We start from the raw sequence: 14,649 nt of genomic DNA, 5'->3' as shown, positions 1-14,649 counted from the left end.
TTGTCGAACAGTTAGGGATGCAGTTCGATTTGCTTGGCAAATCGTGCATCCCGTTCGCAGTGCAACTGCGAACAAACATACAAGTTATTAATTTACCGACCCTTAATTTGTGCTGCAATGCGCGAAATGAACCTCACTGAAGAATTTATCTCCCAGCGACTGTGCGAGGCGCTTCAATCCGCAGGCACATCCTCCGATGGGTACGCGGAATTGGAACTCACAGACGAAACGCGTCTGAAATGCGCGGCGGTTCTGGCGCCGCTGGTGCGGCAGGATGACGAATGGCATCTGCTCTTCACCCGCCGCACCGACCACGTCGAATCACACAAGGGGCAGGTCTCCTTCCCCGGCGGCGCATGCGACGAGGGCGAATCCACGCCGGAGCAAACAGCCCTGCGCGAGGCTGAGGAAGAAATCGGGATACGCCCCGGCAATGTGAAAATTTTAGGACGGCTTGCCAACCTCATCACCATTTCCTATTTTCGGGTTACGCCGGTGGTGGGCGTGGTGAAATGGCCCACTGTGTTCCGCGTAGGCGAGCATGAAGTGGCGCGTGTTTTCACGATCCCGCTGGGGTGGCTGGCGAACGCGTCCAACCGGTGGCAATTTGAAATAGGGGAAAAGAAGCGTTCCGTCATCGCGTATCATCCCTACGATGGCGAGTTGCTCTGGGGCGCGACGGCGCGTATGACCGTCGATTTGTTGAAGGTGTTGGGGTTTTAAAAAACTTGCAGGGGCGAGTCTGAAACTCGCCCCTGCGTTGTTCGAAACGATTCTTACTTCTTCTCGTCGGAGGCTTCTTCTTCCTTCTTGCCGCGCTCCACCGAGAGTTCGGGTTCGGTCGGGGTGACAGCCGCCACCGCGCCTTCTGCGCCCGGTACCGCCGCTTCCTCTTCGACCTTTGGCATGGTCGCCACGGCAACCATTGTGTCGAGGTCTTCGAGCACGCGCACCTTGTCTGAAACGACCACATCGCGCACACGCAAGCCGTCGCCGATTTTGGCGAGGCTGGAAATATCGACCTCGATGCGTTCGGGCAGGTCGGCGGGCAAACATTCCACGTGTAGTTGTTCCAGGTTATGAACCATCACCGCGCCATGATCTTTCACCGCGCCAGAAACGCCCACAAAATGGATCGAAACCGCTGTGCGAAGTTTTTCGCTCATCGAAACCGCGAGAAAATCCACATGCAGTAAACGGTTCTTGATGAAATCGCGTTGTTTTTCGCGCACGAGCGTCAGATGTTGCGTGCCTTCCACATCGATCGTTACCAGGCTGGAGGAGGTTGCCCTCGCCAATGCCAGCGAAGCGGAGTGCGCCTCCAGATTGATGTTGATCGGGTCTGTGTGACGACCATAGATCACGGCCGGCAATTTCCCCTCGCGCCGCAATGCCTTCACTTGCTTGCCAACCACTCCCCGCTTTTCCGCTTTTAGTACAACTTTCTCCATCGTTACTCCTTGAGCGCCTCTCACCCGTCGGTTGCGGACTGAAGCCCGCGCTCCGGATTACCTTCGCTCTATGAAATGATTTTCTGTAGTGACGAATTCATTCGTCATCTTTAAAGCGACTGAGTCGCTACTACATTTAACTTCGCCGGATCAAAAACCGACCCAACAGCAACATCAACCCGCCAAACAAACCGCCGATCAGCCCGGCAATCACCACGCCGCGCGTATCGAGGGTGGTAATGACGTTTCCATTCACATTTCGCGCCAGCAGGACAACCGCGCGCACATCCTGCGCGTGGACTTCCTGCGCCGCCAGATAGCCCACCGTGCTGTGATGGATATCCGCACTTCCCGCGCCGATTACGGCTGTATACCCGCTGATCGACACGTTCTCCGCTTGGACGATCCCCGTTGCCGTGTTCTCCAACTGCGCCTCGGTGGCGTTCACCATTCCTAACGCAGACTGCCGCGTGGTAACTTGGTTGGCTTTCACATTCGCCGCCGCGCTATTTTGCATTTCCACTTCCTCGGCGCGGATGAATTCCGCGTCCGCCTGGCGCATCCGCACCAATTCCGCATGAACGGATTTCACATCGGCGTGCATGACGTTCGTCACCTGTGGCGATTCGAATTCAGGAAGTTCTTCGGGTTCGACCATAGCGGGCGAGATTTTACCACAAGAAACCTTGCCTAACGATCACGAAACCGCTCAACAACAGGGGCAAGCCACATGCCTGCCCCTGCCCTGCCGTCATTATTTCGGAGTCAACACCAGATGCCCTTCGGTATCCGCGATGATCGCGGAGTGTTCCCACAACATGGGATAGTATTCTATATTTGCCCAAAGCGGGGCGAGATCAATGTAGTGAGGGTGATACGCGTGACCAGATTGCCCAGTGGTATGAACGGTAACCGAATTGCTCAATACACCCAAATCCACGATCATACGCATCGAAGGCAGCCAATTGGTCTCGTACCCATCGCGCACCGACCAGCCGGTGGCGTTGACAATCGCCTCGCCGCCGCCTGTCGGGAAAGGTCCGCGGTTGAACAGGTCTTCGATCAGACCGATACCGGACTCGCCCAAAGTGCCATTACGGAATGTGGAGGCATGCATATCGCCCCATTTCCATTTCGATGTGTCACTGCCAAACTTCTCTTCCAGTTCAGACACTCCTTCGGCAAAGGATTTTTTGATGATCTCTTCGCGTGTTTCTACAACCTCGGTAGTGGATGTATCGTCCCACCAGCGACTCGATTCGTCCATGTGGCGCATCACTTCGTTCCAGCGCGAGCCGCCGTCCGGGTAGTAACGTTCCTCGGGCATCTCATCGTTGAATGTGTTTTTGAGCATGCGCCGCCAAAAGGCGTTGAACATCGCCGCCGCGGAGGAGTCGATACTGTCCTGATAATCCCAACCTGTCAGCAAGCTGGCATGTTTTTCGGACAGCCCTTCCGTCTCTAAAAGAATTGGGACGTACTGGGCGGCGACAGCATCGAACGAATCGCCTTGCATCTGTTGAATATAAGCGATGTCGATTTTTCCCGGCGCGTCCTGAATCATATCCACGATGCGTTGCGCCCTAAACCCGTAATCCCAATCATAGGTGATCCAATTGGGGTAATCGAACGGCGGGACGCGGTTGTTGGCAGTGACAATATATCCCTCGTCCGGGTTCACCGTATAAGGCAATTCTTCAAAGGGAAGATAGCCCGTCCACTCGTATTCATCCGTCCAGCCGGGAACGGGGAGCGTCCCATCTCCTTTGGCTCGAATCGGAATGTCGCCGGGCATTTGGTAGGCAATGTTGCCATTCACATCGGCATAGATCAAGTTTTGCGGCGGCACGTGGAAATCCTTTGCCGCTTCTCGAAATTCATCCCAGTTTTTCGCTTTGTCAAACCCCCAGATGGCTTTGAAAGGCGTGGAGGGGGCAAGCGCCGTCCACTGGAGGGCGATCACATATTGTTCCGGTAAATCCACACCGGCGCGATCTTTAAAGGGCACAAATTCCTCGTCGCCCGCTTCCCCTTTGTCTTTCAAGGGACCGTAATCGTCAGAGATCACGGGACCGTGACGTGTCAGTCTCACCGTATGGCTGATCGGTTCGCCGCCCGCCACGTGGATGATTTCCTCGCGGGTTTCGAAATCGACCCATTCGCCATTGACCTCATATTGATTCGGGTTTTCGGGGTTGACCCGTTCGATATACAAATCCATCACATCGGGACCCACATTGGTGAAACCCCAGGCAATCTGCTCGTTATGCCCGATCACCACACCGGGAACGCCGGGGAACGAGAAACCCGCCACATTATACGGACAGGCATCGGAGACCGGTCTACATTCCAAGTGAACCTGATACCAAATGGACGGCATCTGTATACCAAGATGGGGATCATTGGCGAGGAACGGCTCACCGGTAGAGGTAAGGCTTCCGGACACCGCCCAGGAATTTGACCCAACCCCATCCCCCAGCGGACCCAGCGCAACGTCTAACAATGACACGTTGTTCTGAAGAGTGGCGAGCACATCGTCAGGGATGTTGAACGCCGCGGCAGGAGTCGCATTGCGAGCAACCGTCTCGCCGCCGATCTTGTTGACGATCACCGGATGATCCGACGGGTATTCAGGGAATAGTTCGGCAACCTGCTCGGGCGTAAGCGTCTTCATTAACACTGCCCGTTCGATTTCCTCGCCCATGTTGCCGCGCAAATCCCATGCCATGGCTTTGCCCCAGGTCAGGCTATGCACCGGCGTCCACGGTTCGATCTTGTAATCCGGCGCAAGGATGGGCAAACCCAGAAGGGCATATTCGAGGCTGAGGTCAACAGCGTCTTTGCCTTCGATATAGGAGTTGACGCCGGCCGTGTAGGCATTCACCAGCGCTTTCGACTCGGCGTCGAGCAGTTCATACTCCTGTTCGGCAGTGACGCGCCAGCCCAGCGTGCGCAGGAACGCGTCGGTATCGGCTTGCGATGGGAACATTTCGGCAATTCTGCCGGACCCCACATGACGCCAGAAGTCCATTTGCCAGAAACGGTCTTGCGCGTGGATGTATCCCTGCGCGAAGAATAAATCGTGCTGGGTGGTCGCATAAATATGAGGGATGCCCACGCTATCGCGATACACATCCACAGGTCCATCAAGCCCTTCAAGTTGAATCTCCCCATCAATTTGTGGGAACGATTTCGGCGCGACGGTGTTCGGGAGATAACTTTTGAAATAGAACCCGCCGCCTCCGGCAAGGAGCACGGCGAGAATCAAAGCGCCCAAGCCCGCGCGTTTGAGAATGGTCTTTGTTTTTGACATGGTAGCCTCCATATGTAATGTATCGAGGCGAATCTTTCACCTCGGCTCGATGGGTTTTATTTGTTCAGCCACGCAATTCGCAGGAACCTTTGAGAAATGCTCTTTTCTCTATGATCTCTGCGGCGAAAATGATTTTCGCCAGAGGTCTATTGTGTAATTCCCAACAATCTTGGGAACCAATACCATAACACATCCCGCGCGGGCTTGCCATGCACCGACGCGGATTTGTCCTGTAACTCAACCGGCGCAAAATATCCGCGGCTGACCAACCCGCTCACCCATGAGCGCGCATTCAGGGCGTTGAAGATGGCATCGTAGATATCCACTTGTTGTTGCAGGTCGATGTTTACGGTGGCGAGGTCTGCGTTGGGGCGGCTGAGGGCGGTCCAATCGAGGCAGGTCCCGCTCGCGCTGGGAATACATCCTGTGGCTGAATTTGTCGCAGACGGGTACGATAGCGCGATCACAAATGGTTTGGCGATCTGTTGTTGCCACGGCGCAATATTCTGGTCGAGGAGTCTGCCAGCCTCATTCATCATATCTGTCTTGTTGGGGGCGGCAAGCGAACTTATTTTTGCGAACCACAACAGGTATACGGCGTCGGTGTCTTGCAAGACCGTCACCGGCGGCGTGAAATCGGTGGTGTTGTATGGGATTGCAAAAAGCAGGTTTCCGCGGAAGCGCTGGCGAATCTCCGCGATAATCGATTTCCAACGGGCGTCCGCGTCGGCTGGGACTCCGCTGGGGGAGCCATCGGCAAGCTTCCCGTTGGGAAGAGCCGGGAGAATCCAATCTCCACCGATGATCAAGCCCTGCGCGCCAGATTGTGTTGCCTGGTCGGCAAAATGGATGGCGAAGGCGCGATAGTGGTCGAACCAGTCGTTCCACCAGGTTCCATCGCGCGGGGCTTTGCTCCAAAAATCGGCGGCGTTCGTAGCGAAACGGGGTTGTGGAAATATGGCAACGTTGAGGCTTTGCGCGCGCGCTTGGGTGACCGCGTCGAGGGTGTCTTTCCAAAACGCGTCTTTGCCGGGCTGTTGCGCGAACACGATCGGGCTGACCCGTTCGTACGTCCACGAGGGAGTGTAGATCACCCAGTTCGCGCCGATGCCTTTGATGTTTTGGAGGGCGGCATCATTGAAGCGCGGGACGTTGGGATCGTAATACGCCTGATATTCGATGCCCGCTATAAACCCGGCTCCGCGCGACGGGATGTTGGTTTGCACGAGGGTGGCGCTGCCGGCAACCTGGGGCCAAGCCCACGCATCGACCGTGTCGGTGAGGAATTGCGGCGTGATCGTGCCCGAGATGTTGCGCCCATGCGCTGTGGGACCGACTTGTTTCGATTCGTCCGCCGAGTCGCATTGGGCGTTGCGGCAGTAACGATAGGCGAACGTCGAACTGTCGCGGAGCGGACCGTATAACTTGAACGTCCAGTGGTTTCCACCGGCGTTTTGCATGGGGATGGGAGGAGTCCAGCCATTGTGCGAGAACTGGATGTAGATGATATCGCCCGGCGGAGTATTGGCGGGCACGGTCACATCAAAAAGGATCGGCGCGTTGGGCGGCCCGTTTTGCCACGAGTGAACGGCATCCTGAATGGTCATATCCTGCGAGCCGACAAGGATGCGGCGCGTGACGAACCTCCCCTCCGAAGTGAATTCCGAATTCCAATACCCATCGCCGATGGTGTATTTGTATTGCACATCCGCGCCAACAGGGAGACGGATCGTGGTGGTGTATCTGCCGTCCGCGCCGAGTTGCAGAATCGGCATCCGGTCGGCGACGGTACTGAGTCCGCCGCGCAGGTCGGCGAAGGTGTTGCCAAACTGAAGCAGGCTTCCCGCGATGCGAAGCGCGCCTTGAGTCCCCTGCGGGATGGAGACGATGAACGTCACGTTCACTTGCGGCAGTTGCTTGAGTCGAATCTGGGCGGCTTGGGTGACCTGGTTATCTGCCACTGCCGCGCCTTGCTGAAAGACCTGGTACGAACCATCCAACGCGTAGGCGACGAGGTTGTGCGTGCCGGCGCGCAAACCGGAAAGCAGGAACCGCCCGGCTGAGTCGGTCAAGGATTGTTCGCCACCGGCGGTTACAAGAATATCGGGGATCGGCTGGTTGGTGTCGGCGTTCACTACAGCGCCGAAAATACTCCCCGAAAGCGTGTTGACCGGCTTGTCCGTCCAACTGCTGACCGTGTCGATGATCTGCGTATTTCCGCTGGCGTAAAACAACCGGTAGCGAATGGGCTGGTCGAGATTCGTGTCTTCTTGCGTGGCGGATGGGTAGCGAACATAAACATAACGGATCACCGCCTGATCGGGGATCTGCAAGGTCCGCGTATAGGTAACGGTATCGATCGGGCTGAGTTCATAATCCACCGGGTTGTATGCCAGCCCGGCAACTTCATCCAACACGCGGATCACAACCTTTTCCCCCGGCAGAAGCGGGTCTGGCACGCGCACGGTAAAGGTCACATCGGCGCGCGGCGCGGGCGTGGCGGTTGGTCCGCCGGGGAGCGGCGTGTTGACGACTGCCGTCGGAAACGTGGGCCACTTGATCAATGAAATGGCGCAGGCTTGATTGACCAACGCCAAAACAGTCATCACAAGAAGCATCCGCTGGGATATGGGAATACGCGCGTTCATTTCTCTCCTCGATCTATCGCTTCATCCGACGGGTTTGCCTGCTCCGAACTCCTCAACAGGTTCCACAGCCCTCGCGCTTCTCCCGCGCAACGCCGCGGCAAAGTAGCTCAACAGGATGCTGAAAAAATAAAGCAGGGTCATCGGCAACATCACCAAACCCATGTTGACCGGGTCGATGGTTGGCGTGACCGCGGCGGCAAGAATGGCAATGATCACAATGGCAAGTCTCCATTGTTCAACTAATACTTTCGGTTGGACAATGCCAACATACGTAAGGGCAAAAATCACCAGCGGCGATTCGAAGAACAGTCCGATCCATAACATCAAGCCTGTGATAAAACCAAAATATTCCTTTGCCGTCCACACTTGGGCGATCTCGGTAAATCCGCCTAAAAACGGCAGGGCGGCTGGAATCAAAAGACGATGGGTCGTCCAGACTCCGCCCACAAAAAGGATCGTGGCGACCGGAATGGCAAGCAGGCTGAATTTCTTCTCGCGAGCCTTCAACCCGGTCGCGGCAAACTGCCAAAAACCAAAAGCAATGAAGGGAATGGAAATCGTCAAGCCGCTGGTCAATGCCACCCTCATATAAACGCCGATCTCTTCGGTCACCTCAATCGCCTGCAATTTCGTAAGCCCGCCCACGGGAATGGCGAGGTATTCCATCAACGGGATGGTGAAATAAAAAGACACTCCCACAGCCACGGCGATGATGACCAATATCCACAGCAGGTGCGCGCGGAAATCCTCCACGTGATCGATCAGCGTTTTTTCCGAGGTCTCATCCGGGTCGGTGTTGAGGTATTTCCACGCCCGCGCCGGGGCTTGAAGAGGAAAGAGGATGATCTTGTACAGAAGAACAAACGGGAACGTCAGCGCCCGCCACAACCGATTAAAAAATTTACTCATGTTTTGTTTCGTCTGCCCGTTCCTCAATTGTCTCAGTAGAGTTGCGCGAAACCGAATCGGTGGCTTGGGGCTTTTTCGGCGCTGGCGGTTTTCTGGTTTGAGGCGCTTTCATCGTGGAAGTCGGGGAGCGTTTGGCGGCCGGCGGAGCGATGACGTTTGTCAAATCCGCTTCCTTTTGAAAGTCTTCAAGGTTTGCTTCGCGCATCAACCGCTGTGGAAGATTGGTAACCTCTTTGAAGGTGTTCGCGATCACTTTCCCCGCGTCGGAAGTAACGTAACGGTTGAGGAGATGACCGATGGTGCGCCCCGCCTGCTTCATGTTTTTCGGTCCAAGAACAATGATGGCAATGAGAACGATAAAAAAGAACTCGGAAGGTCCAACGCCTAAAATTTCCATTTATGCCTTTTGCAGGATTTGTTTGATCTCGTGCTGGTGATCTGCCAACGCGCCAAGCACCCCATTCACAAAACGCGGCGCGGAATCGGAGCCGTAGAGTTTCGCCAGTTCCACCGCTTCATTAATGGCAACTTTGATCGGCGTTTCGTGAAAGACCGCAAACTCCCACAGCGCGATCCGCAAGATGTTCCTGTCGATCGCCGCGATCTGGTCGAGGGGCCATTCCGGCGCATACTTCGAGATCAGCAGGTCTAAATTAGATGAGAGCGGAAGCACTCCAAAGACGATCTTGCGCGTGAACTCCGAGAGATCGTCCGACAGCGGAAAATCTTCCAGCCGCAATTTCAACACATCGCCCGGAATATGATTTGCAATATCCACTTCGTAAAGTACTTGCAGGGCGATCGAACGCGCCCTGGTGCGGGATTTCATGCCAGACCAGCCTCTCCATCTTCGTAATCGATATTCTCAACATGCACATCCACCGCGCCCACATCCATGCCAACCGTTTCGGTCACCGCCCGCGTCACCTGTTCCTGCACGTTACGGCTCACTTCGCGGATATTCACATCGCGTTTGAGGATCAAATGCAAGTCGATGACAACCAAATTATCTTCGACTTCGATCCGCACTCCATCATGGACTCCGCGACGGAACAGACGGTTCACTCCGCCCGTGACGCCTGCCATACGGCTGACGCCCGGCGTCCCCAACGCGGATAATCTCACGATGGTCACAAGCACATCGGGAGCGATGGTGGTTTTATCGAGGGAGGGTAAGTCTGTCATAGATTCTCCACAAACAGAGACTGGCGACCAATCTCCAGTCTCTAATCTCTGTTCTTCTCACATCATCGCCATGCCGCCATCCACGCCCAACACCTGACCGGTGATGAACGCGGCTTGGTCGGAGGCGAGGAACGCGACCGCATAGGCGATCTCTTCAGGCTTGCCTTTGCGCGCCAGCGGGACTAATTTCAGCGACGCCTCGAGCGTTTCCGGCGACATCGCGTCGAGGATTTCTGTGTCCACAAACCCGGGCGCAATCGCGTTGACGGTGATATTTCGCGCCGCAACTTCGCGCGCCAATGATTTTGTGAACGCGATCTGCCCGCCTTTGGATGCGGAATAATTTACCTGACCCGGGTTCCCCATTTGCCCAGCCACCGAAGCCATGTTGATGATGCGTCCCGCGCGTTTTCGCATCATATGTTTGACCGCGGCTTTCGAACAATTGAACGTGGATTTGAGATTCGTCGCGATGACCGAGTCCCAATCGGATTCAGACATCATCATGATGAGAGTATCTTTTGTGATGCCTGCATTGTTGACGAGGATGCTCAGGTCGCCGAATGTGTCAATCGCAAACTTGATCAACGCCTCGGCTTGTTTGAAGTCGGACACGTCCGCTTGAAACGCGGCGGCTTTTCCTCCCGACGATTGCACGGCTTTCACCACTTCATCCGCCGCATCGGAGGATTTGTTGTAGTTGACGACCACTGCCGCGCCGCGCGCCGCGAGCTCGAGCGCCACCGCGCGACCGATCCCGCGCGAACCGCCCGTCACCACCGCAACTTTGTTTTCAAGCGATAACGATTCTGCCATGTATGAGTCTCCTCGCGCGAAATTATACACTGTACTTTGTATTACGTACTGCGTTTTCCATACTGCGTATTGCGTACTATGTAGTACGCAATACGCAGTAACCAGCACGGCTTCACTATTTGCCTTTCAACCCCATGCCCAACGCAACCCCTCCCCCCAGCGCGATGACTGCCGCGAGCAAGAACGCATCCTGCCAAAAACGGATGGGGAACAGGCGGATCAAGGTATCCGAATACAGAAACAACCACGAGTCGCCAACGAAAAATAATTTGTGAAATGCCGTGAAGAAACCCCAAAAGACATTTGGATTGATAACAATACCGATCGCAACGATCAACCCGATGACACCAGCCAACCCAACCATCAACCATCCACCTCGCATCAAGCCTTGACGGTATGCCTGCTCCCAGTGGGAAACCTTTGACCAAATCCCCAGCCCGAGCAAGATCGCCAGGGTCGCATACCACAGATTCAACGCGCCCTTTGTCACCTGCTTGACATCCTCCATGTGACTTAACTCGCGCTCGTTGTACAAGGGAGTCCCATCATCGAATTTCAAATCGCCAAGATACGAAATTTCCGCGCTGTTGATGAGAAACTTCAACGCGTATGGCGCCCACCTCAAACGGTCTTCTTTTGTGAAGCCGTATTCATCACGCGGAAAGTACGGCATGTTGTATTCGACTTGGAGGAAGGCAGTAGTTAACAGTAACCGCAGTCCCAGCCCGATGAGGACGAGGGGGACGAGAATAGTAACGAGCCAGGAGAAAAAAGGGAACATTTTTGTTTTCATTTTTGTCTTATTGTAAGACAAATTCCAAGTTGTGGGTACAAATAGGCTATGCAAAAAAAAAAAAAAAACACTGTGGTATAAGAAAATTTGCTGATAGGGAAGTTTTAATTCATTGGAGGAGGCAGTGATATGGAAAATCAACAGCGCCAATTTACCGATAAGGAAGTAGAAGTAATTCACCTGTTGCTCGAAGGCAAAAGCACACAAGAGATTGCCTTGCAACTTGGCGTTTCGACGCGCGCAGTTGAACACCACCTGACCCATATTTATGAAAAGTTGGAGGTATGTTCTCGAACCGAAGCAGTGTTGAAACTCATTACTTTGTTCAAAAAGTAACAAGATTCGGGAATCCGTAGTTGACAACAAACCCTACACTGATATGATCTAAAATGTTCACGATTATTTAAAGGAGTAAATATGAAAATATCAAGGCTGATTCTGATAATGATGGTCGCCCTAGTAGCGGTAAGTCTTGTCATAAGCAGCGCTGTTGCGGTGAATACCAATATCAGCGAGGTTTCTGCACGAAAGGCGGTGAAGACTAGCGAAGACTCGCTTTTATCGCCAAATAAAGCGCTCTACGATCAATTGAAAATAAAAGTACTCAACAATATAATCAAGGAAGGATGGTTCTATATTCGCGAGCATGTTCAATATGATGTTGATGCTCCTACAGAGAAAGATGTCCTGCCTCTTGTAAACTCTAGATCGGAATCGTGGTGGTACATCAACGCCGCAGGTATGGTGGAGAAGTCAATAAGCATTCAAAGGACAGAGGATGGCCAAGTTATCCAGGTAGGCATGTTTAGTAATGGTACAGCATGGAATACGACAGTAGATGAGATTATCCCAACCGAACCTTATATACTTGTGCCTGATTATGGATTAGCCTATCATCTAAAATTCCCCGACCTCAAAAGCGAACAAATCGACAAGGACGGAAAAGAATCTATCCAGTTCAAAATTAAATATGTCGAGAAGCAACCTTTGAAAATGCTGGATTATTCAAAAAAACTTCTTTCCATGGAATATGAATTTGTGTTTGACGCCACCACAGGTTTTATCGTTAGCGAAATGAGCACTGTAAACTTAGAAGACGGATCTCGGCGTGTATTAATGAATCTTCAAATCGAAGAGATAAGACTTGATTACGAGCCACCCAGCGACGTCCTTGAGTATTTCACCCTAAAAGAAAATCGGGAGGCGCAACAATGATATCGCTCCAGCGAAATTTCCATCTTGCTATTCTATTGGTCATAATCACAAGCGTATTAATTCCAGTTGGTGTTCTTGCAGGAACATCTTCGACGAACGGTGGAGTAGGGGATGCCAATTGCACGGCTTCGAAAACCATCACGCAAGGGTCTACTTGGACTGCGTACGTAAGAAGCCAGTGTGATCTTGGAATAGGGCAAATTGGTTATACGTGGTGGACAGTTCGGCAATATTGCGCTCCTTCTAACGCATATACTACCCGTTTTCAATCGTCAGTAGGCGCAGTAAACACCAACGCAAATTCATTTCAGCGATCCTTTGCGGGTATAGCGTATGCCGGTTGCACATCCTCGATACAATTGCAAGACCTTGGTCAACATGATTTTAAAACGATAAATAATACGTGGCGCCCCACTGTAAATCGCTACGAGATACATTACTAGAAGGCGCTGAATGTCTCAATGAAACCAAAAAGCCCCGAATTTCCATTCGGGGCTTTTTTACTCCAAATACTCCGTCCCACCCTCGAGAATAAATCGAATCACCATATCATTGACGATCCATTCGATAGGCGCGTGATCGTCGGTGAAGACGGTGGCTGGCTCGTAGTCCGTATTGAGGTTGGCAAATGTCACAGTCATGGTTGTGATTAGCAGTGGATTGACTGTGGAGTCACTTGATAACGCCAACAAGTTCATCGCAAAATTCTCAGGGATGGTTTTCTGCTTGGTGGCGAAGATCATCGTGTTCAACGAGCCGGGAATATCCACTGTATATATGGAAGGGAAAATAGTCGCCATCGTGGTGGCGAGTCCGTTGATGAGGCGGCGGTCGCCGGGGACGGAGGCAGAGTTGATGGTGAGCACCCCGTTCTCCGTCAGGTGGGAGGCGCAGATCTCGAAGAATTCTTGCGTCGTCATGTGCGGAGGAATGTACGGCGGGCGGTACGCGTCCACGGCGATGATGTCGTATTTTTGTTCGCTTCGTTCGAGGTTGAGACGACCATCGCCGATGATGACATTTAGGTTGGGCATGTTCATGTCAAAATAGTTGCGCCCCACTTCGACGATCTTCGGGTCGAGTTCGTAGCCGTCAATGGGAATGTCGCCGTACACAGCGGTCATTTGCCGGGCAGTTGTCCCCGCCGCGAGACCAACGATAGCGACGCGCTTAACGTCCGATGGTTTTTTATTTGCATAAAAATACGGGCTGGCGAGGAATTGATCCCACGGCCCGTTGTATTGAAGCGTGTTGGGGCTGTAGATCGAGTGAACGCCCTGTCCCTCGTTGAGACGCAGGACCGTGAAGCCGTTTTGATTCAACACCTCGATGTAGTTGTACGCGGATTCAGTTTCGTAGACTTGCGCCGCGCTCGCCTTCATGGATTGATTCGCGGTAAGCAGAGCAAGCGCAACTAGTATGAACGGCATCCAAACATGCTTGAGCATGTCGCGTTGACTAGCAAACCGCGCCAACCCAATGAGCGCGACCAACAAAAGGATCATGCTGAATAATAGAAACGTGTTTTTCGTTCCAATCGCGGGGATGGTGACGAGGGTGGGCAGGAACGTCCCGATGAATGAGCCGAGAGTCGAGATCGAATAAATTTGTCCCGAAATTTGTCCCGCGCGGGAGGTGTCGTCAACGGTTAGTCGAATCGCATAGGGAGAGATTGTTCCGAGCAAAGTGATGGGAACGATGAACAGAATCAACACCGCGATGAACGACGCGCCGAGGATTCCCACTTGCAGTGAATCGAACGCAGTTGCCGCGGCTCGCAAAACGGGACTCGCAATGTAGGGGACGAGTCCCAGCGTGAACGCGCCCCACGCGAGGACGCGATACATTGCGGCGGGAGTCGGGTTCGCATCCGCCCATTTGCCGCCGAGGAAATATCCGAGCGTGAGGTAGATGAGGATCAGTCCGATGATGCTTGCCCAGACGATGTTGCTCGTGCCGAACACGTTGCCGATGAGTCGTCCCGCCGCGAGTTCGGCGGCGAGGGTGGTCATGCCTGAGATGAAGACGGTGAAGAGGAGGTATTTTTTCATTGGGGAGGATTATACCGTTTGACGGGGATGGTAATTGGGAGAATTAGAGAATTTGAGGAGCAGAGATTAGAGACTGGAGACTAGAGATTGTTAGGGCGATTGCATCTAAATTGAGGTAAAAAAGGGCTATCTTGAAGGAGATAGCCATGACAAAGAAGCCATTGGAGGCGATCGCCGAGCATTTTAGCAAAGTGAGCGATCCGCGGGTGGATCGAACGAAGGAACATAAACTCATAGATTTGATCAGCATCGCCATATGTGCGGTGAT

The 14,649-nt window shown here is 53.4% G+C and carries 15 protein-coding genes; 4 read left to right on the top strand and 11 right to left on the bottom strand.

Annotated elements, in window-relative coordinates; genetic code table 11:
* Positions 1-126 precede the first annotated feature (126 nt).
* A complete protein-coding gene (locus tag AC16KF_RS03380; RefSeq protein WP_484035883.1) occupies positions 127-723 on the top strand; it encodes an NUDIX hydrolase in 597 nt (198 codons plus the stop codon).
* Positions 724-776: 53 nt separating this feature from the next.
* Here AC16KF_RS03380 and AC16KF_RS03375 read toward each other — a convergent pair whose 3' ends face one another.
* The 10 genes from AC16KF_RS03375 to AC16KF_RS03330 form a co-directional block, all read right to left on the bottom strand.
* Entirely contained in the window at positions 777-1,451 is a 675-nt protein-coding gene (locus AC16KF_RS03375; protein WP_484035882.1) for a 50S ribosomal protein L25, read from the bottom strand.
* Positions 1,452-1,587: 136 nt separating this feature from the next.
* Entirely contained in the window at positions 1,588-2,109 is a 522-nt protein-coding gene (locus AC16KF_RS03370) for a hypothetical protein (RefSeq protein ID WP_484035881.1), read from the bottom strand.
* Between the two features lie 96 nt (positions 2,110-2,205).
* Entirely contained in the window at positions 2,206-4,764 is a 2,559-nt protein-coding gene (locus AC16KF_RS03365) for a penicillin acylase family protein (RefSeq protein WP_484035880.1), read from the bottom strand.
* A 146-nt stretch (positions 4,765-4,910) separates the two neighbouring features.
* Entirely contained in the window at positions 4,911-7,412 is a 2,502-nt protein-coding gene (locus tag AC16KF_RS03360; protein ID WP_484035879.1) for a glycoside hydrolase family 113, read from the bottom strand.
* 21 nt (positions 7,413-7,433) lie between these two features.
* Positions 7,434-8,321: a twin-arginine translocase subunit TatC gene (gene tatC / locus AC16KF_RS03355; protein WP_484035878.1), complete on the bottom strand. Its 888-nt coding sequence runs from the start codon at positions 8,319-8,321 to the stop codon at positions 7,434-7,436.
* Positions 8,314-8,718 (bottom strand): twin-arginine translocase TatA/TatE family subunit, encoded by a 405-nt coding sequence (locus tag AC16KF_RS03350; RefSeq protein ID WP_484035877.1) that lies wholly within the window; start codon positions 8,716-8,718, stop codon positions 8,314-8,316. Before AC16KF_RS03350 ends, tatC begins: the two co-directional genes overlap by 8 nt.
* Entirely contained in the window at positions 8,719-9,150 is a 432-nt protein-coding gene (gene nusB / locus AC16KF_RS03345) for a transcription antitermination factor NusB (protein ID WP_484035876.1), read from the bottom strand.
* On the bottom strand, positions 9,147-9,506 hold the full coding sequence (locus AC16KF_RS03340; protein ID WP_484035875.1) for an Asp23/Gls24 family envelope stress response protein: 360 nt from the start codon (positions 9,504-9,506) through the stop codon (positions 9,147-9,149). The genes nusB and AC16KF_RS03340 overlap by 4 nt, the downstream gene beginning before the upstream one ends.
* Before the next feature lie 57 nt (positions 9,507-9,563).
* The gene (fabG, locus tag AC16KF_RS03335; protein WP_484035874.1) at positions 9,564-10,322 is read right to left on the bottom strand and encodes a 3-oxoacyl-[acyl-carrier-protein] reductase; all 759 of its coding nucleotides are present in this window, start codon (positions 10,320-10,322) and stop codon (positions 9,564-9,566) included.
* Between the two features lie 115 nt (positions 10,323-10,437).
* Complete coding sequence (locus AC16KF_RS03330; RefSeq protein ID WP_484035873.1) at positions 10,438-11,115, bottom strand: TIGR01906 family membrane protein; 678 nt, start codon at positions 11,113-11,115, stop codon at positions 10,438-10,440.
* 129 nt (positions 11,116-11,244) lie between these two features.
* On the opposite strand from AC16KF_RS03330, the gene AC16KF_RS03325 reads away from it, so the two are divergent.
* Both AC16KF_RS03325 and AC16KF_RS03320 read left to right on the top strand, forming a co-directional pair.
* Positions 11,245-11,451, top strand: coding sequence for a response regulator transcription factor (locus AC16KF_RS03325; protein WP_484035872.1), 207 nt, complete (start codon positions 11,245-11,247; stop codon positions 11,449-11,451).
* Between the two features lie 81 nt (positions 11,452-11,532).
* The gene (locus AC16KF_RS03320; protein WP_484035871.1) at positions 11,533-12,330 is read left to right on the top strand and encodes a hypothetical protein; all 798 of its coding nucleotides are present in this window, start codon (positions 11,533-11,535) and stop codon (positions 12,328-12,330) included.
* 500 nt (positions 12,331-12,830) lie between these two features.
* Here the strand turns inward: AC16KF_RS03320 and AC16KF_RS03315 are convergent, their stop codons facing one another.
* On the bottom strand, positions 12,831-14,381 hold the full coding sequence (locus AC16KF_RS03315) for a spermidine synthase (protein WP_484035870.1): 1,551 nt from the start codon (positions 14,379-14,381) through the stop codon (positions 12,831-12,833).
* A gap of 146 nt (positions 14,382-14,527) precedes the next feature.
* Here AC16KF_RS03315 and AC16KF_RS03310 point away from each other — a divergent pair.
* A partial coding sequence (locus AC16KF_RS03310; RefSeq protein WP_484035920.1) for a transposase family protein occupies positions 14,528-14,649 on the top strand: 122 nt, incomplete at its 3' end.

This window comes from Candidatus Defluviilinea gracilis (assembly GCF_057138825.1).
The sequence above is the reverse complement of the archived record's forward strand: the minus strand, read 5'-3'. Positions and strand labels throughout refer to the sequence as shown.

Coding starts and splice junctions, on each gene's coding strand:
- tatC (WP_484035878.1), bottom strand. CDS start 8,321: ATGAGTAAATTTTTTAATCGGTTGTGGCGGGCGCTGACGTTCCCGTTT.
- fabG (WP_484035874.1), bottom strand. CDS start 10,322: ATGGCAGAATCGTTATCGCTTGAAAACAAAGTTGCGGTGGTGACGGGC.
- AC16KF_RS03375 (WP_484035882.1), bottom strand. CDS start 1,451: ATGGAGAAAGTTGTACTAAAAGCGGAAAAGCGGGGAGTGGTTGGCAAG.
- AC16KF_RS03365 (WP_484035880.1), bottom strand. CDS start 4,764: ATGTCAAAAACAAAGACCATTCTCAAACGCGCGGGCTTGGGCGCTTTG.
- AC16KF_RS03370 (WP_484035881.1), bottom strand. CDS start 2,109: ATGGTCGAACCCGAAGAACTTCCTGAATTCGAATCGCCACAGGTGACG.
- AC16KF_RS03340 (WP_484035875.1), bottom strand. CDS start 9,506: ATGACAGACTTACCCTCCCTCGATAAAACCACCATCGCTCCCGATGTG.
- AC16KF_RS03325 (WP_484035872.1), top strand. CDS start 11,245: ATGGAAAATCAACAGCGCCAATTTACCGATAAGGAAGTAGAAGTAATT.
- AC16KF_RS03320 (WP_484035871.1), top strand. CDS start 11,533: ATGAAAATATCAAGGCTGATTCTGATAATGATGGTCGCCCTAGTAGCG.
- AC16KF_RS03330 (WP_484035873.1), bottom strand. CDS start 11,115: ATGAAAACAAAAATGTTCCCTTTTTTCTCCTGGCTCGTTACTATTCTC.
- AC16KF_RS03360 (WP_484035879.1), bottom strand. CDS start 7,412: ATGAACGCGCGTATTCCCATATCCCAGCGGATGCTTCTTGTGATGACT.
- AC16KF_RS03350 (WP_484035877.1), bottom strand. CDS start 8,718: ATGGAAATTTTAGGCGTTGGACCTTCCGAGTTCTTTTTTATCGTTCTC.
- AC16KF_RS03380 (WP_484035883.1), top strand. CDS start 127: ATGAACCTCACTGAAGAATTTATCTCCCAGCGACTGTGCGAGGCGCTT.
- AC16KF_RS03315 (WP_484035870.1), bottom strand. CDS start 14,381: ATGAAAAAATACCTCCTCTTCACCGTCTTCATCTCAGGCATGACCACC.
- nusB (WP_484035876.1), bottom strand. CDS start 9,150: ATGAAATCCCGCACCAGGGCGCGTTCGATCGCCCTGCAAGTACTTTAC.